Source organism: Afipia massiliensis, assembly GCF_001006325.2.
Classification (GTDB): Bacteria; Pseudomonadota; Alphaproteobacteria; order Rhizobiales; family Xanthobacteraceae; genus Afipia; species Afipia massiliensis_A.
Map to the genome: position 1 here is coordinate 1,382,696 of NZ_LBIA02000001.1, position 21,153 is coordinate 1,403,848.

At 61.9% G+C, this 21,153-nt stretch carries 19 protein-coding genes; 12 read left to right on the forward strand and 7 right to left on the reverse strand.

Features of this window, described 5'->3' with window-relative positions; translation table 11 throughout:
• The first annotated feature begins 84 nt into the window (after positions 1-84).
• From rbfA to YH63_RS06540, 7 genes are all read left to right on the forward strand, one after another.
• Positions 85-510: a 30S ribosome-binding factor RbfA gene (rbfA, locus tag YH63_RS06510; RefSeq protein WP_046828304.1), complete on the forward strand. Its 426-nt coding sequence runs from the start codon at positions 85-87 to the stop codon at positions 508-510.
• Entirely contained in the window at positions 510-1,628 is a 1,119-nt protein-coding gene (gene truB / locus YH63_RS06515; RefSeq protein ID WP_046828303.1) for a tRNA pseudouridine(55) synthase TruB, read from the forward strand. Before rbfA ends, truB begins: the two co-directional genes overlap by 1 nt.
• Positions 1,629-1,630: 2 nt before the next feature.
• Positions 1,631-1,900, forward strand: a complete 270-nt coding sequence (gene rpsO, locus YH63_RS06520; RefSeq protein ID WP_019199072.1) for a 30S ribosomal protein S15 — start codon at positions 1,631-1,633, stop codon at positions 1,898-1,900.
• Positions 1,901-2,216: 316 nt separating this feature from the next.
• A complete protein-coding gene (pnp, locus tag YH63_RS06525) occupies positions 2,217-4,361 on the forward strand; it encodes a polyribonucleotide nucleotidyltransferase (protein ID WP_046828302.1) in 2,145 nt (714 codons plus the stop codon).
• A 263-nt stretch (positions 4,362-4,624) separates the two neighbouring features.
• The gene (locus YH63_RS06530) at positions 4,625-5,383 is read left to right on the forward strand and encodes a superoxide dismutase (protein WP_046828301.1); all 759 of its coding nucleotides are present in this window, start codon (positions 4,625-4,627) and stop codon (positions 5,381-5,383) included.
• A 274-nt stretch (positions 5,384-5,657) separates the two neighbouring features.
• Positions 5,658-7,862, forward strand: a complete 2,205-nt coding sequence (katG, locus tag YH63_RS06535; RefSeq protein ID WP_046828300.1) for a catalase/peroxidase HPI — start codon at positions 5,658-5,660, stop codon at positions 7,860-7,862.
• A gap of 131 nt (positions 7,863-7,993) precedes the next feature.
• Positions 7,994-8,590 carry a glutathione S-transferase family protein gene (locus YH63_RS06540; RefSeq protein ID WP_046829710.1) on the forward strand — a complete coding sequence of 199 codons (597 nt, stop codon included), beginning with the start codon at positions 7,994-7,996 and terminating at the stop codon, positions 8,588-8,590.
• 184 nt (positions 8,591-8,774) lie between these two features.
• Here YH63_RS06540 and fabI read toward each other — a convergent pair whose 3' ends face one another.
• The 3 genes from fabI to fabA form a co-directional block, all read right to left on the reverse strand.
• Positions 8,775-9,593, reverse strand: a complete 819-nt coding sequence (gene fabI / locus YH63_RS06545; protein ID WP_046828299.1) for an enoyl-ACP reductase FabI — start codon at positions 9,591-9,593, stop codon at positions 8,775-8,777.
• 150 nt (positions 9,594-9,743) lie between these two features.
• On the reverse strand, positions 9,744-10,967 hold the full coding sequence (fabB, locus tag YH63_RS06550; protein WP_046828298.1) for a beta-ketoacyl-ACP synthase I: 1,224 nt from the start codon (positions 10,965-10,967) through the stop codon (positions 9,744-9,746).
• Between the two features lie 111 nt (positions 10,968-11,078).
• The gene (gene fabA, locus YH63_RS06555; protein ID WP_046828297.1) at positions 11,079-11,609 is read right to left on the reverse strand and encodes a 3-hydroxyacyl-[acyl-carrier-protein] dehydratase FabA; all 531 of its coding nucleotides are present in this window, start codon (positions 11,607-11,609) and stop codon (positions 11,079-11,081) included.
• A gap of 233 nt (positions 11,610-11,842) precedes the next feature.
• On the opposite strand from fabA, the gene irrA reads away from it, so the two are divergent.
• Positions 11,843-12,331, forward strand: coding sequence for an iron response transcriptional regulator IrrA (gene irrA, locus YH63_RS06560; protein WP_046829709.1), 489 nt, complete (start codon positions 11,843-11,845; stop codon positions 12,329-12,331).
• Between the two features lie 175 nt (positions 12,332-12,506).
• Here irrA and YH63_RS06565 read toward each other — a convergent pair whose 3' ends face one another.
• A complete protein-coding gene (locus YH63_RS06565; RefSeq protein ID WP_046828296.1) occupies positions 12,507-13,040 on the reverse strand; it encodes an SH3 domain-containing protein in 534 nt (177 codons plus the stop codon).
• Positions 13,041-13,344: 304 nt separating this feature from the next.
• Here YH63_RS06565 and YH63_RS06570 point away from each other — a divergent pair, with 304 nt between their 5' ends.
• Positions 13,345-14,349, forward strand: a complete 1,005-nt coding sequence (locus YH63_RS06570; protein ID WP_046828295.1) for a 2-hydroxyacid dehydrogenase — start codon at positions 13,345-13,347, stop codon at positions 14,347-14,349.
• Between the two features lie 188 nt (positions 14,350-14,537).
• Here the strand turns inward: YH63_RS06570 and YH63_RS06575 are convergent, their stop codons facing one another.
• Entirely contained in the window at positions 14,538-15,338 is an 801-nt protein-coding gene (locus YH63_RS06575) for a HesA/MoeB/ThiF family protein (protein WP_046828294.1), read from the reverse strand.
• 172 nt (positions 15,339-15,510) lie between these two features.
• Between YH63_RS06575 and YH63_RS06580 the strand changes: the two genes are divergently transcribed.
• Complete coding sequence (locus tag YH63_RS06580; protein WP_046829708.1) at positions 15,511-16,899, forward strand: peptidoglycan-binding protein; 1,389 nt, start codon at positions 15,511-15,513, stop codon at positions 16,897-16,899.
• 351 nt (positions 16,900-17,250) lie between these two features.
• Here the strand turns inward: YH63_RS06580 and mutM are convergent, their stop codons facing one another.
• Positions 17,251-18,132 carry a bifunctional DNA-formamidopyrimidine glycosylase/DNA-(apurinic or apyrimidinic site) lyase gene (gene mutM, locus YH63_RS06585; RefSeq protein ID WP_137325135.1) on the reverse strand — a complete coding sequence of 294 codons (882 nt, stop codon included), beginning with the start codon at positions 18,130-18,132 and terminating at the stop codon, positions 17,251-17,253.
• A 9-nt stretch (positions 18,133-18,141) separates the two neighbouring features.
• Entirely contained in the window at positions 18,142-18,522 is a 381-nt protein-coding gene (locus tag YH63_RS06590; RefSeq protein ID WP_046828292.1) for a glyoxalase superfamily protein, read from the reverse strand.
• A 298-nt stretch (positions 18,523-18,820) separates the two neighbouring features.
• On the opposite strand from YH63_RS06590, the gene ubiE reads away from it, so the two are divergent.
• A complete protein-coding gene (ubiE, locus tag YH63_RS06595) occupies positions 18,821-19,582 on the forward strand; it encodes a bifunctional demethylmenaquinone methyltransferase/2-methoxy-6-polyprenyl-1,4-benzoquinol methylase UbiE (RefSeq protein WP_046828291.1) in 762 nt (253 codons plus the stop codon).
• A complete protein-coding gene (ubiB, locus tag YH63_RS06600) occupies positions 19,579-21,147 on the forward strand; it encodes a 2-polyprenylphenol 6-hydroxylase (RefSeq protein WP_137325136.1) in 1,569 nt (522 codons plus the stop codon). The genes ubiE and ubiB overlap by 4 nt, the downstream gene beginning before the upstream one ends.
• Positions 21,148-21,153 lie beyond the last annotated feature (6 nt).

Consider the following 21,153-nt stretch of genomic DNA (forward strand, 5'->3'; position numbering starts at 1 on the left):
CCATCTGTCGAAGACGGAATTTTTCAAAGTACGATGGATGCCCGGGTCAAGCCCGGGCATGACAATCTTTTCTGAGGGATAGTTATGGCCACACGCAAAAAGGACAGCGACCCTCGCGGCGGCACGACCGGCGCCTCGCAGCGACAGTTGCGCGTCGGCGAAATCATCCGCCACGCGATTGCGGACATTCTTGCTCAGGGCGGCGTGCACGATCCGGCGCTCGAAGGGCACATCATCACTGTGCCCGAAGTGCGGATGTCACCGGACCTCAAGCTCGCCACCGTCTACGTGATGCCACTCGGCGGCCGCGGCCTCAAAGAGGTCGTTGCAGCACTCGACCGCAACAAGAAGTTTCTGCGCGGCGAAGTCGCGCATCGCGTTAATCTAAAATTCGCACCTGATCTCAGATTCCGCGTTGACGAACGATTCGACGAAGCAGAACGGATCGAGAAATTACTGAGAACACCTGCGGTTCAAAAAGACCTCAAGACAGATTCGGACCAAGACTGATGAATGTGACTAGCCCAGACAGCGCGATCGACCCGCAAACAACCGATTCGAACGCGCCTGCTGAAAATAAATCTTCCGATGCTGCGGCGAGCGGCACGCGGCACAACGATCCGCGCCAACAGCAAGGCGGCAAGCAACAGCGTCAGCAGGGCGGTCAGCAAAAACGCGATCGCCGCGACGTCCACGGCTGGGTGATTCTCGACAAGCCTATCGGCATGACGTCGACGCACGCTGTCGCTGTTCTCAAGCGGCTATTCAATGCCAAGCGCGCCGGCCATGCCGGCACTCTCGATCCGCTGGCCTCCGGCGGATTGCCGATTGCGCTGGGCGAGGCCACCAAGACCGTTCCCTTCGTGATGGACGGCCGCAAGCGCTACCGCTTCACGGTCGCCTGGGGCGAGGAACGCGACACCGACGACACCGAGGGCAAGGTCACCCAGACCAGCCCTGACCGGCCGTCTGTGGAGGCGATCCGGGCCCTGCTGCCGCAATTTACCGGAACCATCGAGCAGACCCCGCCGCAATACTCCGCGATCAAGATCCAGGGCGAGCGGGCCTATGACCTCGCCCGCGACGGCGAAGTCGTGCCGCTGGCCCCCCGGCCGGTGGAAATCCACGAATTAACCCTTGTCGAACAGATAGATAACGACAAATCGGTGTTCGAGGCGGAATGCGGCAAGGGCACCTATGTGCGGGCGCTGGCCCGCGATATGGGCCGGATTCTGGGGTCATATGGCCATATTTGCGCGCTTCGGCGCACGATTTGCGGGCCTTTCACTGAAGCGGACATGATTCCGCTGGCAGATCTGGAGGCTTTGTGCGATAGAGCCGCGTCTGGCGAGGGCAGCCTCGCCGACGCGCTTTTGCCCGTTGAGACCGCGCTGGACGACATCCCGGCACTGGCCGTCACACGGGCGGATGCCGCGAGGCTCCACAGGGGCCAAGCGGTTTTGTTGCGCGGACGGGATGCGCCAATTTCAAACGGCACAGTCTATGTCACCGTCGGAGGCCGCCTTCTGGCCCTCGCCGAACTTGGCAATGGCGAACTCATCCCCAAGCGCGTGTTCAACCTGACCGGACTGACTGCCAGTCCGGCTCGCAACAATGAAAGTGTTTGACGATGTCGATTGCCGCAGAACGCAAAGCGGAAGTCATCAAGAAGAACGCAACCAAGACCGGCGACACCGGTTCGCCTGAGGTTCAGGTCGCGATCCTGTCGGAACGCATCGCCAACCTCACCGAGCACTTCAAGACCCACGGCAAGGATAACCATTCCCGCCGCGGCCTGTTGAAGCTGGTGTCCACGCGCCGTTCGCTTCTCGACTATGTGAAGCGGAAGGACGAGGCGCGCTACAAGTCGCTTCTCGAGAAGCACAACATTCGCCGCTAAGAAATTCACGCGCGCAATCTTTGCGCGCGTTTTTGCGTGGCGTGGGTGCTTCCCAAGAAAATACGTCACGCAGTTCCAACGCGCGGACCTAATGAAATGTCCGCGCGGCGTGTCCAGCAGCAATCCGGCAGCTGGGCGATAACGGGTAACATGCCCGTACCATCGAAAGGATGGACGCCATTCGAAATTCAAGAACCATGGCAGGATCGCCGGACGCTGACGCCGCATTCGCGCACGCTCAGCGTCCCGCAATCTTGCGCATGGTTTTTGTGTTTCAGGCGTCCGTTCTTTCGTGAACCCATGAAAGACGAAGACAATGTTTAAAGCTCATTCAGTCGAGATCGACTGGGGTGGACGTCCACTCAAACTCGAAACCGGCAAGATCGCGCGTCAGGCCGACGGTGCGGTGGTTGCCACCTACGGCGAGACCATCGTGCTCGCCACCGTCGTCGCGGCGAAGACACCGCGCGAAGGCGTCGATTTCCTGCCGCTCACCGTCGACTATCAGGAAAAGACCTACGCAGCCGGCCGCATTCCCGGCGGCTACTTCAAGCGCGAAGGCCGCCCGACGGAAAAGGAAACGCTGGTTTCCCGCCTGATCGATCGCCCGATCCGTCCGCTGTTCGTCGATGGCTGGCGCAACGAAACCCAGGTCATCGTGACGGTGCTGTCGCATGACATGGAGAACGATCCGGACATTCTCGCGCTGGTGGCATCATCCGCCGCGCTGACCATCTCCGGAGCGCCGTTCCAGGGTCCGATCGGCGCAGCCCGCGTCGGCTTCATCAACGACGAATACGTTCTCAATCCGACGCTCGACGAGATGGCCGACACCAATCTCGATCTCGTGGTTGCCGGCACCGCCGATGCCGTTCTGATGGTGGAATCGGAAGCCAAGGAACTGAACGAAGACATTATGCTCGGCGCGGTGATGTTCGGTCACCGGCATTTCCAGCCGGTGATCCAGGCGATCATCGAACTGGCCGAGAAGGCCGCGAAGGAGCCGCGCGAGGTTTCTTCCGTGGACAACGGCGCCATCGACACCGAAATGCGCAGCGTCGGCGAAGCCGAATTGCGCACGGCCTACGCTATTCCGATCAAGCAGGATCGCTACGCAGCGGTCGGCGCGGTGAAGAAGAAGGTCATGGACCATTTCTTCCCGGAAGGTCAGGAGCCGAAGTTCGACAAGCTGCGCGTTGCGGGCGTGTTCAAGGAACTTGAGGCGAACGTGGTTCGCAACAACATCCTCGACACCGGCAAGCGCATCGACGGACGTGATGCGAGCACGGTTCGCCCGATCGTCGCCGAAGTCGGCGTGCTGCCCCGCGCCCACGGCTCGGCGCTGTTCACCCGCGGTGAAACCCAGGCGCTGGTGGTCACCACCCTCGGCACCGGCGAAGACGAGCAGTACATCGACTCGCTGTCGGGAACGTACAAGGAGCGCTTCCTGCTCCATTACAACTTCCCTCCCTACTCGGTCGGCGAAACCGGTCGTCTCGGCGGCACCAAGCGTCGTGAAATCGGCCACGGCAAGCTCGCCTGGCGCGCGCTGCATCCGGTTCTCCCGGCGGCGCACGAATTCCCGTACACGCTGCGCGTCGTCTCCGAGATCACCGAGTCGAACGGCTCAAGCTCGATGGCTTCGGTCTGCGGCGCATCGCTCGCGCTGATGGATGCTGGCGTGCCGTTGAAGCGTCCGACGGCAGGTATCGCGATGGGCCTCATTCTCGAGGGCAAGAAGTTCGCGGTTCTTTCCGACATTCTCGGCGACGAGGATCATCTCGGCGACATGGACTTCAAGGTGGCAGGTACCGAGACCGGTATCACGTCGCTGCAGATGGACATCAAGATCGCCGGCATCACCGAAGAGATCATGAAGATCGCCCTCGCCCAGGCGAAGGACGGACGCATTCATATCCTCGGCGAAATGGCGAAGGCATTGACCAATGCCCGCGCCGAGCTCGGCGAACATGCACCACGCATCGAAGTGCTGCAGATCCCGACCGACAAGATCCGTGACGTGATCGGCACCGGTGGCAAGATCATCCGCGAAATCGTCGAAAAGACCGGCGCCAAGATCAACATCGAGGACGACGGCACCGTGAAGGTGGCGTCCGCCAACGGTGAATCGATCCGCGCGGCGATCAAGTGGATCAAGTCGATCACCTCCGATCCGGAAGTCGGCCAGATCTATGACGGCACCATCGTCAAGGTCATGGAGTTCGGCGCGTTCGTGAACTTCTTCGGACCGAAGGATGGTCTGGTTCACATCAGCCAGCTCGCCGCCAGCCGCGTGCAGAAGACCTCCGACGTCGTCAAGGAAGGCGACAAGGTCAAGGTCAAGCTGCTCGGTCTCGACGATCGCGGCAAGGTTCGCCTGTCGATGAAGGTGGTCGATCAGGAAACCGGCGAAGACCTCGAGGCCAAGCAGAAGGCCGAAGGCGTTTCCGCAGCCGAGTAAATACCAAGACAGAATGCTACAAAGGGCGGCTTCACAGCCGCCCTTTTTTATTGCGCGAAGACGCTCCGGTCTTGGTTTCCCGGCACCAGTTGCAACTAAATCGCAACAACGCCGCGTCAAGTTGCTGCGCTAAACAATCTCATGAAACAACATGGCCCGGGTGGCGTAGTTTAAGGGCTAGGTCCACTTATAGATTCGCTTCTGCCTGTTGCCGACCAACCGGATTTCTTGAGCACCGCCACATTGAACCGAGGAGAAATCTCATGTCATCGATCTCTCGCCGTCATCTCTTGACCACAGCCGCGGGTATGGCGGCGGTTGCCGCCGCGCCCCGTATCCTTTTCGCCCAGGCTGCCCCCGCGCCTGCAGCAGCCCCCGCTGCCGCTCCGGCGGCTGGCCCGTTCGTTCTGCCGCCGCTGACTTATGCAACGAATGCGTTCGAACCGCATATCGATGCCAAGACCATGGAGATCCACCACGGCAAACATCACGCGGCCTATGTCGCCAACATGAACACCGTCGCCAAGGCCAATCCGCAACTCGGCACGACGCCAATCGAGAACATTCTCGGCAACATCAACGCGCTGAACGACGACATCAAGTTCACCGTGCGCAACAACCTCGGCGGCCACGCCAATCACACCATGTTCTGGGAGATCATGGGCCCGAACGGCGGCAAGCCGGAAGGCGAAGTGCTGGCGGCGATCACCAGCGATCTTGGCGGCCTTGAGAAGTTCCAGAACGACTTCAACGCCGCCGGCGGCCGCCAGTTCGGCTCCGGCTGGGTGTTCGTCACCGTGACCAAGGCCGGCAAGCTCGCCATCGAGACCCGCCCCAATCAGGATTCGCCGATCATGGACGGCAAGCGTGTGCTGATGGGCAACGACGTGTGGGAGCACGCCTACTATCTCAACTATCAAAATCGCCGCGCCGACTATCTCAAGGCATGGTGGAACACAGTGAACTGGGCGAAGATTTCCGAGCGCTATGCAGCCGCGAAGGCCGGCACGCTCACGATCTGAAAATCTCGAAACAAGGGCGGCTTTTCAGCCGCCCTTTTATCTGGTCGCCGCGCGGATTTGATCCGATTTGGGAATCGACAGATTGATCAGAAAAACTTATTAGATGGCAAAGAAAATCCGACTGGACCTGATGTTGGAATTCTTCCAAAGTTTAGCCGGATCGGCGCGCCAGATTGCGCCGCCTGAGCAAACTGCGGCAGCGATAGCGCGCCCAAATCAACGCTGAATCCCAGCGCCAACAATCCAACAATCACTGAACAATCGGAGAAAAAACATGGACGCGAAAACCGATGACAAGGGCGCCGGCAAATGCCCCGTTGCGCACACAACAGCTGCCAGAACCAACCGCGACTGGTGGCCGCACCAATTGGACCTTTCGGTTCTCCACCAGCACTCCACCCTTTCCGATCCGCTGGGCGGGGCGTTCGACTACGCCAAGGAATTCAAGAAACTCGACTATCAGGCGCTGAAGAGCGACCTGCGCAAGCTGATGACCGACTCGCAGGAATGGTGGCCTGCCGACTTCGGCAATTACGGCCCGCAGTTTGTCCGCATGTCCTGGCACGCCGCCGGTACCTACCGCCTGAGCGATGGCCGCGGCGGCGGCGGTCGCGGTCAGCAGCGTTTCGCTCCGCTCAACTCCTGGCCGGACAACGTCAACATCGACAAATCGCGCCGCCTGCTGTGGCCGATCAAGCAAAAGTACGGCCAGAAGATTTCCTGGGCCGATCTGCTGATCCTCGCCGGCAACGTCGCGTTGGAAACCATGGGCTTCCGCACCTTCGGCTTCGCGGCCGGCCGTGCGGATGTCTGGGAGCCGGATCAGGACGTGAACTGGGGCTCCGAAAGCGAGTGGCTGACCCACCGGACCCTTGAGAAATTCGAAAATCCGCTCGGCGCCACCGAGATGGGCCTGATCTACGTCAATCCCGAAGGTCCAGGGGCCAACGGCGACCCGGTTTCCGCGGCCAGATTCATCCGCGAAACCTTCAAGCGCATGGCGATGAACGACGAGGAAACCGTTGCGCTGATCGGCGGCGGCCACACCTTCGGCAAGACCCACGGCGCCGCGCCCGAGTCTCACAAGGGGCCGGCTCCTGAGGCTGCCGGTTTGGAGGAGCAGGGCCTGGGTTGGACGAGCAACTACGGCACCGGGTTTGGTGCAGACGCCGTCGGCAGCGGCATCGAAGTCACCTGGACGCAGACGCCTACGCAGTGGAGCAACCACTTCTTCGAGAACCTGTTCAAGTACGAATGGGTGCAGACCCGCAGCCCTGGCGGTGCCATCCAGTGGGAGGCCAAGGACGCCGAGGAAGTCATTCCCGATGCGCACGATCCGTCGAAGAAGCACAAGCCGACCATGCTGACCACCGATCTGTCGCTGCGTTTGGATCCGGTCTACGAGAAAATCTCCCGCCGCTTCCTGGAGAATCCGCAGGCATTCGCCGAGGCCTTCGCACGCGCCTGGTTCAAGCTGACCCATCGCGACCTGGGGCCGCGCTCGCGTTATCTGGGCCCCGAAGCACCCAAGGAAGAATTGATCTGGCAGGACCCCGTTCCCGCGGTCGATCACAAACTGATCAATGAGCAGGACATCGCGGCTCTGAAGGCGAAGATTCTTGCTTCCGGCCTGACCGTGTCTGAGTTGGTCAGCACAGCATGGGCTTCGGCCTCCACCTTCCGTGGCGGCGACAAGCGCGGCGGCGCCAACGGTGCGCGCATCCGTCTCACGCCTCAGAAGGATTGGGAGGTCAACCAGCCGGCTCAACTTGCCAAGGTGCTGCAGACGCTCGAAGGAATCCGGAAGGAGTTCAATGCATCGCAGTCGGACGACAAGGAAGTGTCGCTTGCCGACCTGATCGTTCTTGGCGGTGGCGCAGCAATCGAAAAAGCCGCGAAGGATGCCGGCGTCAATGTGACCGTTCCCTTCTCTGCGGGACGTTCGGACGCCGCGCAGAAGCAAACCGACGCGGACGCCTTCGCCGTGATGGAGCCGGTCGCGGATGGCTTCCGCAACTATCTCAAGGGCAAGTATGCCGTGCCGGCCGAGGTGCTTCTGGTGGATCGGGCGCAGTTACTGACGTTGACCGCACCCGAAATGACGGTTCTCGTCGGCGGACTGCGCGTCCTTGGTGCCAATGCCGGCAATTCCAAGCATGGCGTCTTCACTGAGCAACCTGAGGTGTTGACCAACGACTTCTTCATCAACCTGCTCGACATGAGGACAAAGTGGAAGGCGGTCGAGGGCGATGAGGTGTACGAAGGACGTGATCGCAAGAGCGGCGACCTCAAGTGGACCGGCACCCGTGCCGATCTGGTTTTCGGTTCACACGCGCAGCTTCGCGCCTATGCCGAAGTGTACGCAACCTCGGACTCGAAGGGGAAGTTCGTCAAGGACTTCGTGAAGGCGTGGACCAAGGTGATGAACGCCGACCGCTTCGACCTTGCCGCGCACCCAATGCAGCAGGCAGCGGAATGATCCGTTCCGCTTGACGACAGGACGAACAAAGCCCCCGCGATCGCATCGCGGGGGTTTTTCATTTCAATCGTCGCTGAGAGACAATCTTGCTGCGAATGAGCTATAACGTGGAAAAATCATGGAGGACGCCGATGATGAAGCTTTACTGGTCGCCGCGCTCGCGCTCGTTCTCGGGTCTCTGGCTGATGGAAGAGACCGGACAGCCCTATGAGCGCGTGCTGACGGACATTTCAACCGGCGCGCAGAGGACTCCGGAATTTCTCGCAATCAATCCCATGGGAAAAGTGCCCGCGCTGAAGGACGGCGATGTGTCCATCGCGGAAGCTTCTGCGATCTGCGCCTATGTTGCGGATCGCTATCCAGAAGCGAAGCTGGCGCCGCCCATCGGCGATCCGCGCCGCGCAAAGTATCTGCAATGGCTGTTTTTCGGACCCAGTTGCATCGAGCCGGCGATCATCCAGATCTTCACCAAGATCGAGGTGCCGACCTCGACCGCAGCCTGGGGCAGCGCCACGCAGGTATTCGACGTGCTCGACGCTGCGCTGGAAAGGGGCCCGTTCCTGCTGGGCGACATGTTCTCCGCCGCCGACATCACCATCGGCTCCGGGCTCAATTTCGCGATCAGACTGTTCAAGATGGTGCCGACGCGGCCGTCATTCGACCGCTACCTCGACGCCTGTTCGGCGCGGCCGGCATTTCAGCGGGCAGAGATGATCGCGGCGGGGTGAGAGACAGATACTGATCTTCTTCCCCTCTCCCCTTGTGGGAGAGGGTGCCTGAGCGAAGCGAAGGCGGGTGAGGGGTCACTTCGCGACATCAATCACCCCTCACCCGGCGCGATGCTCACTGCGTTCGCATCTTGCCACCCTCTCCCACAAGGGGAGAGGGAAAGAGAAGCGCTTCAGCAGCGTTCTAACTTCCATTCTCTGAGCCGTCGGACGCCTTCAGCGCATCGGGATGCGGCATCGAGATGATGTTGTAGCCGGAATCGACGAAGTGGATTTCGCCGGTCACGCCGCCGGACAGATCCGACAGCAGATAGAGGGCCGTGCCGCCCAGTTCATCAAGCGTAACGCCCCGTCCCAGCGGCGAATGCTTCTGCTGGAACGCAAACATCGCGCGCGAATCGCCAATACCCGAGCCGGCAAGCGTGCGCACCGGACCCGCGGAGATCGCATTGACGCGAATGCCGTTGCGTCCGAAATCGGCCGCGAGATAGCGCGTCGAGGCCTCGAGCGCCGCCTTGGCCACGCCCATCACATTGTAGTTCGGCATGACGCGGGTCGATCCGCCGAAGGTGAGCGTCACGATCGAGCCGCCGTTCGGCATCATTTCCGAGGCGCGCTTGGCCACTTCGGTGAACGAGAAACATGAGATCACCATGGTGCGCGAGAAATTCGCGCGGGTGGTGTCGGCGTAGCGGCCCTTCAGTTCATTCTTGTCGGAGAAGCCGATGGCATGAACCAGGAAATCGATCGATCCCCACTTCTCCTTCATCGCGGCGAAGGTCGCGTCGACGCTGGCGATGTCCTCGACGTCGCACGGGAGAATCAGCGGCGCGTTCAGAGATTCCGCCAGCGGCCTGACCCGCTTGCCGAGTGCGTCACCCTGATAGGTGAAGGCAAGCTCTGCGCCTTGGGCATGAAGCGCTTTCGCGATGCCCCATGCGATCGAGTGATCGTTGGCGACACCCATGATGAGCCCGCGCTTGCCTTGCATCAGTCCTTGCATTGATCCCCCACGATGTCGTCCCCGCGCAGGCGGGGACCCAGTCTTTTCTTCGTTGTCAATATAGCCGACACCATCGTTTGTTGCACGATGGGTCCCCGCCTGCGCGGGGACGACACGGAGTTTTCAGCGCGGCTCACAAAACGGCAGAACTCACGCCTCGAGCCGCTTGAACACCAGCGTCGCGTTGGTGCCGCCGAAGCCGAAGGAGTTTGACAGCACCGCCCCGATCTTGGCGCCGTCGATGCGCTTGCGCACGATCGGCATGTCGGCGAACACCGGATCGAGCTCCGTGATGTTCGCGCTTTCGCAGATGAAACCGTTGTTCATCATCAGCAGCGAATAGATCGCCTCCTGCACGCCGGTCGCGCCCAGCGAATGGCCGGTCAGCGACTTGGTCGCCGAGATCGGCGGGCATTTGTCGCCGGCGCCGAACACGTTGCGGATGGCGTTGATTTCCGGCGGATCGCCCGCCGGCGTCGATGTCGCGTGCGGATTGATGTAGTCGATCTTGGTGTTGACGGTGGCGAGCGCCATCTTCATGCAGCGTTCGGCGCCTTCGCCCGATGGCGCAACCATGTCGTAGCCATCGGAGGTCGCGCCGTAGCCGACGATCTCGCCGTAAATGCGCGCGCCGCGCGCCTTGGCATGTTCAAGCTCCTCGAGCACGACGACGCCCGCGCCGCCGGCGATCACGAAACCGTCGCGGCTGACGTCATAGGCGCGCGAAGCCGTGGCAGGCGTGTCGTTGTACTTCGACGACATCGCGCCCATCGCGTCGAACAGCACCGAAAGCGACCAGTCGAGCTCCTCGCAGCCGCCGGCGAAGATGACATCCTGTTTGCCGATCTGGATGGTCTCGTAGGCATTGCCGATGCAGTGGTTCGACGTGGCGCAAGCCGACGAGATCGAATAGTTCACGCCCTTGATCTTGAACCAGGTCGCCAGCGTCGCCGATGCGGTCGACGACATCGCCTTGGGGACGGCGAACGGGCCAACGCGCTTGGGTCCCTTGCTGCGGGTGATGTCAGCGGCCTCGACGATGGTGCGGGCGGACGGACCGCCGGAGCCCATGATGATGCCGGTGCGCTCATTGGACACGTCGGAGGCCTCAAGGCCCGAGTCCTGGATCGCCTGCTCCATCGCGATGTGATTCCACGCGGCACCCTCGCCTAGAAATCGCATGGCGCGGCGGTCGATAACATCGGCAGGATTGAGCGTCGGCGCGCCATGAACCTGCGACCGGAATCCGAGTTTTGCGTACTCTTCAGCGCGCGTGATGCCTGGTTTCGCCTCGTAGAGGCTCGCAAGCACTTCCTGAGTGTTGTTTCCGATGGAAGAGACAATGCCCATCCCCGTGACCACAACCCGCCTCATGATCCCTCGCCTTTAGTTGCTGCGCTTTGATGTCCGCGCCTTCGACTGCCCGCGCCGGTTCTGTGTCCGGCAAATGTGAAGCTCTATCCTCGTGAGCCTATCAACCTTGCATCACGTTCCCGGCTGCATTGGGGCGTCCTGCTGGAATAGTCCGACCTTCAAATCCTTGGCGCGATAGATGATCTCGCCGTCGGCCGACAGCGTCCCATCCGCCACGCCCAACACCAGCTTCGAACGCATCACGCGCTTGATGTCGATGTTGTACACGACCTTGGTGACATGCGGCAGAACCTGCCCCGAAAACTTCAGTTCGCTCAGGCCCAGTGCCCGACCGCGACCAAGACCACCAGACCAGCCAAGAAAAAAGCCGACCATTTGCCATAGCGCATCAAGCCCGAGGCAGCCCGGCATCACCGGATCGCCTTTAAAATGGCACCCGAAAAACCACAAATCCGGTTTGACCTCGAGTTCGGCGCGGATCAGACCCTTGCCGTACTCGCCGCCGGTGTCGTTGATCTCGGTGATCCGGTCGAACATCAGCATGGGCGGCAGGGGCAATTGGGCATTGCCTGCTCCGAACAGCTCGCCCCGGCCACAGGCCAGGAGCTCTTCATAGGCATAGCTGTTCCGGCGGTCTTTCATCTGGATCCCTTGTTTTGGCATGCCGGTCCTGCGGCAACCCTTGCGGACCTCTAACATAGGCCCACCGAGGGTCAAAGTGGCCGGAACAGCCTGATTCGGGGCCGTTTTTAACCTAGAATGATGCCAGCCAGTTGCGAAAAACTTGCATGTAACTGCATCCTTTCCTATAGTCCGGGCAACAGTCCCTTTTCAGCGGACGGACCTGTGCCGCCCCTATGCGTATGAGTGACCTGATGGATGACGTTGTAACCACTGAGAGCAAGCGCGACGAACTGCATGCCCGCCCCCATGGGCACGCACCGGCGCTGACCGGATGTCCGTGGCATGACGTCAACGAAATGTTGCAGTCAGTCGGCCTGCGTCCGACCCGTCAGCGCATGGCGCTGGGCTGGCTGCTGTTCGGCAAGGGCGGGCGCCACCTGACCGCCGAAATGCTCTACGAAGAGGCGACCCACGCCAAGGTGCCGGTCTCGCTCGCGACCGTCTACAACACACTGAACCAGCTCACCGAAGCCGGCTTGCTGCGTCAGGTCAGCGTCGACGGCACCAAGACCTATTTCGATACCAACACCAGCGCGCATCACCACTTCTACATGGAAGGCAATCACGAGCTGGTCGATATTCCCGACCCAAATCTCGTACTGCAGAAGATGCCCGACGTGCCGGAAGGCTACGAGATCAGCCGCATCGACATGGTCGTGCGCCTGCGCAAGAAGCGCTGAGATCGCGCTCCATCGTCATTGCCGGGCATAGCTCGTCGAAGACGGGCGTAAACGCCCTGATGACCCGGCAATCCATCTTCTAAAATTTTTCTGGATGGATGCGCGGGTCATAGGCGAGCGGAAGCGACACCGTTCTTTGAACGGCTATGCCCGCGCATGACAGACGTTATATAACCTAGTTCACCTTCTCGTCGGCATAGACGCCCCAGAGCCGCTGCTGCTCGATCCAGCCATCGAAGCCGTTGCCGGTGATGCGGCACCAGCCCTCATTGCAGCGCCTCACTGTGGCGACGACGCCGGCCTGGAGCCTGGCCGAAATTGCGCTGCTGGGGTCGGCACGGTCACGAACCGGCGCAAGGTCGTCCTTGTTCTTCATGGTGACGACCGCCGTACGTCTGCCCGACAGCAGCGAATGGTAGACCCAGCCTTCTGCCCCTTCCGAATCGCGCACGCGCCGCCAGTTCTCGAACTCGGCGGTGATTTCCACCGGCAGGCCGGAACGCGTGTAGATCCAGGTGACGTCCTGATCCTTGGTGGGACCGGCACGGACATTGACGTGGTCGGACTTCAGACTGACATACCGCGGCACCGGCAGGCCGCTCGCCGTCGCCACCGCATCCTTGTCCTTGGCGGCAAGACCCGTCGCGCATGATGCGACCCAGAGCGCACATCCCACCGCAAGCGACGCGAAATTTCGAGCAAATCCCATAACAACGTTCCTTCGTGCGGTCCCCAGTGCCGCTCCCTGCCATCCGTGATGCCCTCTCGCATCCTGACCACCGCTGACCGCGCTTTCAGGAACCTTGGAGGGCCTTGGAAACCCTTGGGTTCTTGTCTTGGCGTGGCCTTCTGCTAGAGAGGGACCACGGGCCAAGCGCCTGAAAAGCTGCGAAAAGCTCACCGGACCGGCAACGAATTCCTACCTTCGAGCAAGTCGGTTAATGTGAATTGAACGGCCGGGCCCTAGCGTCCGGGAACGGCAAACCCGCTTACGATCGAAGGGCTTCTGGAGAATGGTTTCGGGTAAGAAAAAGCCGCTGGTGGTGGTCACGCGAAAGCTGCCTGACAGCACTGAAACGCGCATGCGCGAGCTTTTCGATACCCGGCTCAACCTCGATGACACTCCCATGACCCCTGCGCAGCTCGCCGAAGCTGTTCGCACCGCAGACATTCTGGTGCCGACCGTCTCCGACGAGATCACTGCCGAGATTCTCGACCAGCCCGATCTCCGCCTCAAGCTGATCGCGAATTTCGGCAACGGCGTCGACAACATCGATGTGGCTGCGGCGATTGCGCGCGGCATCACGGTCACCAACACACCGAAGGTCCTGACCGAAGACACCGCCGACATGACCATGGCGCTGCTTCTCGCCGTGCCGCGCCGCCTGATCGAGGGTGCGTCGATCCTGACCGAGGGCAAGGACTGGCCGGGCTGGTCGCCAACCTGGATGCTGGGCCATCGTATCGGCGGCAAGCGCCTCGGCATCATCGGGATGGGCCGCATCGGACAGGCGCTGGCGCGCCGCGCCCACGCCTTCGGGCTGCAGATTCACTACCATAACCGCCGCCCGGTCGCCCCGCAGATCGAGGAAGAGTTGGGCGCGACCTATTGGGACAGCCTCGACCAGATGCTGGCGCGGATGGATTTTATCTCGGTGAACTGCCCGCACACGCCGGCGACGTTCCATCTGTTGTCGGCACGGCGGCTGAAGCTGATCCGGAAAGACGCCTACGTCATCAACACCGCGCGCGGCGAGGTGATCGACGAGGCGACGCTGACCAAGCTGATCGAGGACGGCGAGATCGCCGGTGCCGCGCTCGACGTGTTCGAGAACGAGCCTGCGGTCAATCCGAAGCTGGTGCGGCTCGCCAAAGCGGGCAAGGTCGTGCTGCTGCCGCATATGGGCTCGGCGACACTCGAAGGCCGCGTCGAGATGGGCGAGAAGGTGATGATCAACATCCGCACCTTCCTCGACGGTCACAAGCCGCCGGATCGTGTGCTGCCGGGCGTGGCGTAGACTGCCTGTTTCGGTCTGCGACTATTTCTCGTCGTCCCCGCGAAGGCGGGGACCCATAACCCCTACACTCGCTGTTAAAAGAACGAACGCTCCCACACACCATTCCCTCCAGGGAGTATGGGTCCCCGCCTTCGCGGGGACGACATCGTGGTTGAAAGCGCGGACATCGTGACTGAAATGCCGACGTACTACTTGTGCCCGCTCAGATCCGTGATCGTCGGCGTGTCGCCGTTGAGCGGATTTGACGGATCGCGGGCGTAGCGCAGCGTCTCGAAGCGCATGGCCCGGGCGTCGATCATCACCAGACGCCCCACAAGGCTTTCGCCGAAACCGACGATCTCGCGGATCGCCTCCAGCGCCATCATCGAACCAAGCACGCCGGCCAGTGCGCCGAGCACGCCCGCTTCCTCGCAGGTCGGCGTGGTGCCTGGCGGCGGCGCTTCCGGAAACAGGCAGCGATAGGTGGGGTTCATGTTGCCATTCGCATCGGCCCCGTGTGCGCGGATCGTGGTCAGCGACGCGTCGAACACGCCGAGCGCACCTGCGACCAGCGTTTTCTTCGCCAGATAACACGCGTCCGACACCAGATAGCGGGTGGCGAAATTGTCGGAGCCGTCGACGACCACATCGTAACCGCCGATCAGATCCAGCGCATTTTTAGCGTTCAGCCGTACCGCATGGGTGCGCAGCGTGACGTGCGGGTTAAGCGCAAGAATTCTGTCGCCCGCGCTGTCCACCTTCGGGCGGCCGACATCCGGCGTGGCGTGAATGATCTGCCGCTGCAGATTGGACAGCGACACTGTATCGTCATCGACCACCCCAAGGGTTCCGATGCCCGCTGCGGCGAGATACATCAGCGCCGGCGCGCCGAGGCCGCCCGCTCCGATCACCAGCACGCGCGACGCCTTCAGCGCGGCCTGACCGGGGCCGCCGACCTCGCGCAACACGATATGGCGCGCATAGCGCTCCAGTTCTTCAGATGTCAGCATCCCGGTTTCATCACTCTCGCGTCAGCTATTTTTCCGCATCGGTCGAACCGCCGCGCCGCTGCCGCGGACAAACGATTGCTGCTCCAGAGCCTGATGCCCCGAAAACCGGTACCCGTTCTTCGGCATCATGCTCTATGCTCGCATGCGCTTATTACCAGCAATGAGACCGTTCATGAAACTGCCGTTCGCCCTCGCGCTGATGATGGCTGCCACGCTCGGCACCGCCGTGGCGCAGACCCCGGCTGCCAAGCAAGCGCCGCAGGCCAAGCAGGCGCCGGCGGAGATCAAGCCCAAGCCGGTGACAACGGTGCCGACCCGCCCGGCGGTGCAAACCCCGGTCGATACCGCCAAGGCGATGGAGCAGGCCGAGCGCCTTGCGATCCAGTCGGACCTCGCCTGGGTCAGCCTCTACAACGGCGTGATCAGCGGCGAGGCCAGCGACCGGATGGTGTCCGCCATCAAGGCGTTCCAGAAAGATCATGGCGCGAAGGAAACCGGCGTACTGAACGCGCAGGAACGCGGCGTGCTGAGCGCGGAGGCGAAGAAGCGGCAGGACAATGTCGGCTGGAAGATCGTCAGCGACGCCACCAGCGGCGCGCGCATCGGCCTGCCGTCGAAACTGGTGCCGCTGATCGTCAGCGACGTCAACGGCACCAAATGGTCCTCCACCACCGGCACCATCCAGATCGAATTTCTGCGCCGCAAGGAAGCTGGCGCCACCACCGCAACAGTCGCCGCCGGCGAGAAGAAGCTGAACGCGCGCAAGGCCGACTACAGCGTGGTGAAACCGGATTTCTTTGTGCTGTCTGGATCGCAGGGCCTGAAGAAATTCTACATCCGCGGGCAGACGCGCAACGATGAGGTTCGTGTTCTCACCATCCTTTACGATCAGGCCACCGAAGGCACCATGATCCCGGTCACGGTGGCGATGTCGAGTGCATACAATCCGTTCCCCGGCAACGTGGCGCAGGCCGGCCCGCCGCCGCGCAAGAAGGTGGAGTACTCCACCGGCATCGTCGCCAGCACCGACGGCGCGATCGTTGCCGATCGTCAGGCCACCGATGGCTGCATGACCATCGCCGTGCCGGGTTACGGCAACGCCACCCGCATTGCCGACGACGAGACGCGCGAGCTGGCGCTGCTGCGTATCTATGGCGCGACCGGACTAAAGCCGCTGGCGATGTCCGGCAACGGTGCAACCAAACCAAATCTCAACCTGACCGGCATTGCCGATCCACAAAATCAGGGCGGCCGCAATTCCGTGACGGTTGTCGCGGCGACAGCAACGCCCGCGGGCGCCGACGACACAACACTGTCACCTGAGCCCGCGCTGGGCTTCTCCGGCGCTGCGGCACTCGATGCTGACGGCAAGTTCGCAGGCGCTGTGCGGCTGAAACCTGCCGTGGTGGCGGGACCGGCAGGAACGCCGCTGCCGTCACAGGCGTTACTCGTGCCCGCCGATGCCGTGCGCGAATTTTTGAAAGCGAAGGGTGTTGCGGTCGCGACAGGCCCGTCAGATGCAAAGGCTTCGGTGCTTCGGCTGGTCTGCGTGCGGAAGTAAACCGGCACCGGCGGCGGAGAGAGTGTGATTGCACTGCAATCACCGTGCGCCCCGGGCGGGAAAATAGCATGCACCGTTTCGTCACCGTGCCGCCTTATGCGCCGGAGTCTGTCACCATTCTGCCATTTCGTCCGCGCGGGGATTTCGGCCAGCGTGAGGTAATAGCCCTGAAGTCAATTCATCATCGTCCCCGCGAAGGCGGGGACCCATACTCCCTGAACTTTAATCTAGAGCGAGATGTTCGACCACCTCACCAAACGAAAAGTTGGTGGTTATGGGTCCCCGCCTTCGCGGGGACGACGTGTTGAAACATTACGCAAGACTCAAGCGGGTAAAAAACAGATCGGAATTCTACTTCTGACAGGTCGAACACCAAAACGTTGACCGCCCATTCTGCGTGAATCGCTTCACAATCCCTCGGCATTTCGCTGTCTTGCAAGGCTCGCCCTCGCGGTCATAGACCAGAAACGAGTGCTGGAAATAGCCAAGCTCACCGTCGGTCTGACGGTGATCGCGCAGCGATGAGCCGCCCGCCTTGATCGCCGCGTTCAGCACGGTGTGGATTGAACCGACCAGACGCCTGGCATGATCGGTCGGCGCGCCTTTACGATCGGCCAACGTCGAAGCCAGTCGCTTTGGCGAGAGGCGCGAGCGGAACAGCGCCTCGCAGACATAGATGTTTCCAAGACCCGCGACCACGCGCTGATCCAGCAGCGCGGCCTTGAGACTGGTCTTCTTGGCCACGCAGGACTGCGCCAGCATCGCCGCATCGAATTCATTGCCGAGCGGTTCGGGTCCAAGGCCGCGCAGCAACGGTTCAGCATCCATCTCCGCGCGCGGAACGATTTTCATGTAACCGAAGCGGCGCGGATCGTTGAACGAGATCATGGCGCCGGACGTCATGTGGAACACCACGTGATCGTGGGTCCGGTTTTCACTGCGCGGATAGTGGAAGTCGCCCGGCGTGCTCTCGCCTTCGGGGAGCGTGACGCGAAACGAGCCCGACATCCCGAGATGCATCAGCAGCACGTCGCCGCTCTCCATGTCGGCCATCAGGTATTTCGCACGACGCCCGAGGCCGCTGACCGTCTTGCCCTCGAGGCGCGCGATAAAATCCGTCTGAAACGGAAATCGCAAGCCATCGCGGCGCGTCTCGACACGCACAATCCGCTGCCCCTCCATCACCGGCTGCAAGCCCCGGCGGACAGTTTCGACCTCGGGTAATTCAGGCATCGGTTGCTCTCATGCCGAGGCCCTGTCGGCTTCACTGAAGGTGATGTGATTTGAGAATGGATCGTACACGGTCATCGTCGTCGCGCCCCACGGCTGCTTCTCGAGGCCGGGGCGCATGTAGTTGTAGCCCTTCGCCGCGAGTTCGGCGTGGTAATCGGCAAGTCCGACCGTGTCGATGGTGATATGAACACCGGGCGAACCGTCGCCGTGATGCTCACTGAGGTAAAGCTGGATCCCGCCCCGCGATATTCCCATGAACAGCGGCAACGCTGGTTCGAAACGGTGCTCGAAATCGACCTTGAACCCGAGATAATCGAAATAAAACTCGCGCGCCTTGGCGGGATCGAACATCCGCAGGGTGGGAATGACTCGGCTGAACTCGATGGGCATGGGCGACCCCGCGTCAATTTGCGCATTAACCTTGACGCCACCAGCCTCAAGGCGCTGGTGTGGTGGTTCGCAAGTCCGCAGTGCTTCCACAGCAGGCCCTTTTGCGGACTTGCGAACCAAAACCACACCAGAATTAATATTCCCAATGTCCTTTCGAATCCGAAGTTCGCTATGAAGCGCGCCGCCAAATAAGGGCGAACTTCGGATTCGGGACATTGGCGTTCCGACAGGGTATGTAGCGCGCCCCGGCGCGACAGGCTATGGTCCCGCCGCAACAAGCCGCTTGGATTGACAGAGTATGGAACGGCCTGACGGAACGACGCATTTCGGCTTCCGGGACGTGGAGCTTGGCGAGAAACAGACGCTGGTGAACGAGGTGTTTCACAGCGTGGCCAGGCGCTACGACCTGATGAACGACCTGATGTCGGGTGGCATGCACCGGCTCTGGAAAGAGGCGATGATCACCGCGCTCAACCCGCCGCGCACCGACGCGCCATTTGCGCTGCTCGACGTCGCCGGCGGCACCGGAGATATTTCCTTCCGCGCGGCCAAGGCCGCAGGCCACGGATTTCAGGCCACCGTCTGCGACATCAACGGCGAAATGCTCAGTGTCGGCCGCGAGCGCGCAGTGGCGCAGCATCTCGATCATCAGGTATCGCTCGTCGAAGGCAACGCGGAGGCCCTCGCCTTCCCGGACAACAGCTTCGACGCTTACACCATCGCCTTCGGCATCCGGAACGTGCCGCGCATCCCGCTGGCGCTCAGCGAAGCTTATCGCGTGCTGAAACCCGGCTCGCGGTTTCTGTGTCTGGAATTCTCGTCCGTCGATGTGCCCGGCCTCGATCGGATCTACGACCTGTTTTCGTTCAATGTGATCCCGCAGCTTGGCCGCGCCGTCACCGGCGATGCCGAATCCTATCGCTATCTGGTCGAATCGATCCGGCAATTTCCGAAGCCCAACGCCTTCGCCGACATGATCAGCGCCGCGGGCTTTTCGCGCGTCAAATACGACATCATGTCCGGCGGCATTGTCGCGCTCCATTCAGGCTGGCGTTTGTGATTTCTGCTCTCACTCATACCCTGAGACTGGCGCGCGCGGGCTACGTGTTCGCGCGTGAAGGCGTGTTCGGCTTCGCCGACCCCTCCACCATGCCGCCGCAGGCGCAGTTCGCGGTTCGCATGGCGCGGCTGATCGAACGGCGCGGCGCCGCCACCAGCGGACGACTGTCCCGCGCGCTGACGCGTCTTGGTCCGACTTACGTCAAGCTCGGCCAGTTTCTCGCCACCCGGCCTGACGTCGTTGGCATCACGATGGCCCGTGATCTGGAGAATCTTCAGGACCGCCTGCCGCCGTTTCCGCAGGCGCAGGCGGAGGCTGTGGTTGTCACTGCGTTTGATAAGCCTGTGTCTGAGGTGTTTGCGAGCTTCGGCGAGTCGGTCGCCGCCGCCTCCATCGCGCAGGTGCATCGCGCCGAAGTGGAAAAGGACGGCGTCCGCACGACCGTTGCCGTGAAAGTGCTGCGACCGAATGTCGGCGGCCGGTTTCGCCACGATCTTAGCGATTTCATGTTCGTGGCGCGTAAAATGGAAGCCGTATCCGCCGAAGCCCGGCGGCTGCGTCCGGTCGAGATCGTCGATACATTGTCGCGGTCGGTTGCGATGGAAATGGACCTGCGGCTGGAAGCCGCCGCGCTGTCCGAGATGGCGGAGAACACCCGCGACGATCATGATTTCCGCGTGCCGTCGGTGGATTGGGACCGCACCAGCCATCACGTGCTGACCATGGAATGGATCGACGGCATCGCGCTGAACGATCGCACCAAACTTGAAGCCGCGCAGATTGATCTGCCGGATCTCGGCCGCAAGGTGATCCAGAACTTCCTGCGCCATGCGTTGCGCGACGGCTTCTTCCACGCCGACATGCATCCCGGCAACCTGTTCGTCGACGACACCGGGCGGCTGGTCGCGGTCGATTTCGGCATCATGGGGCGGCTCGGCCTGAAGGAGCGCCGTTTCCTCGCCGAAATTCTTCTGGGCTTCATCACCCGCGACTATCACCGCGTCGCCGAGGTGCATTTCGAGGCGGGCTACGTGCCCGCGCATCATTCGGTGGAGAATTTCGCACAGGCCATCCGCGCCATCGGCGAGCCGATCCACAACCGCGCTGCCGACGAAATCTCGATGGCGAAATTGCTGTCGCTGCTGCTCGAAGTCACGGGCCTGTTCGACATGCGCACGCGGCCTGAGCTGATCATGCTGCAGAAGACCATGGTGGTGGTCGAAGGCGTGGCGCGCGGCTTCGACCCCAAGCTCGACATCTGGACCACCGCCGATCCCGTGGTGCGCGAATGGATCGCGCGCAACCTCGGCCCGCTCGGCCAGATCGAAGGCGTGGTGCACGGCGCGGGTGACCTCGGCAAGGTGCTGGCCGGCCTGCCGGCGATCGCCGCGCGATCGGTCGCCGTGCTGAACCAGTTCGACCAGATGACCCGCGACGGGCTGGTGCTGGCGCCTGAAACCGTCGCCGCCATCGGCAAGGCCGAGGCGAAACGCACCCGCTGGCAGACGGCGGCGCTGTGGGTGATCGCGTTGACCTTCCTCGGCATTCTCTGGAGCATCCGATAAGTTGAT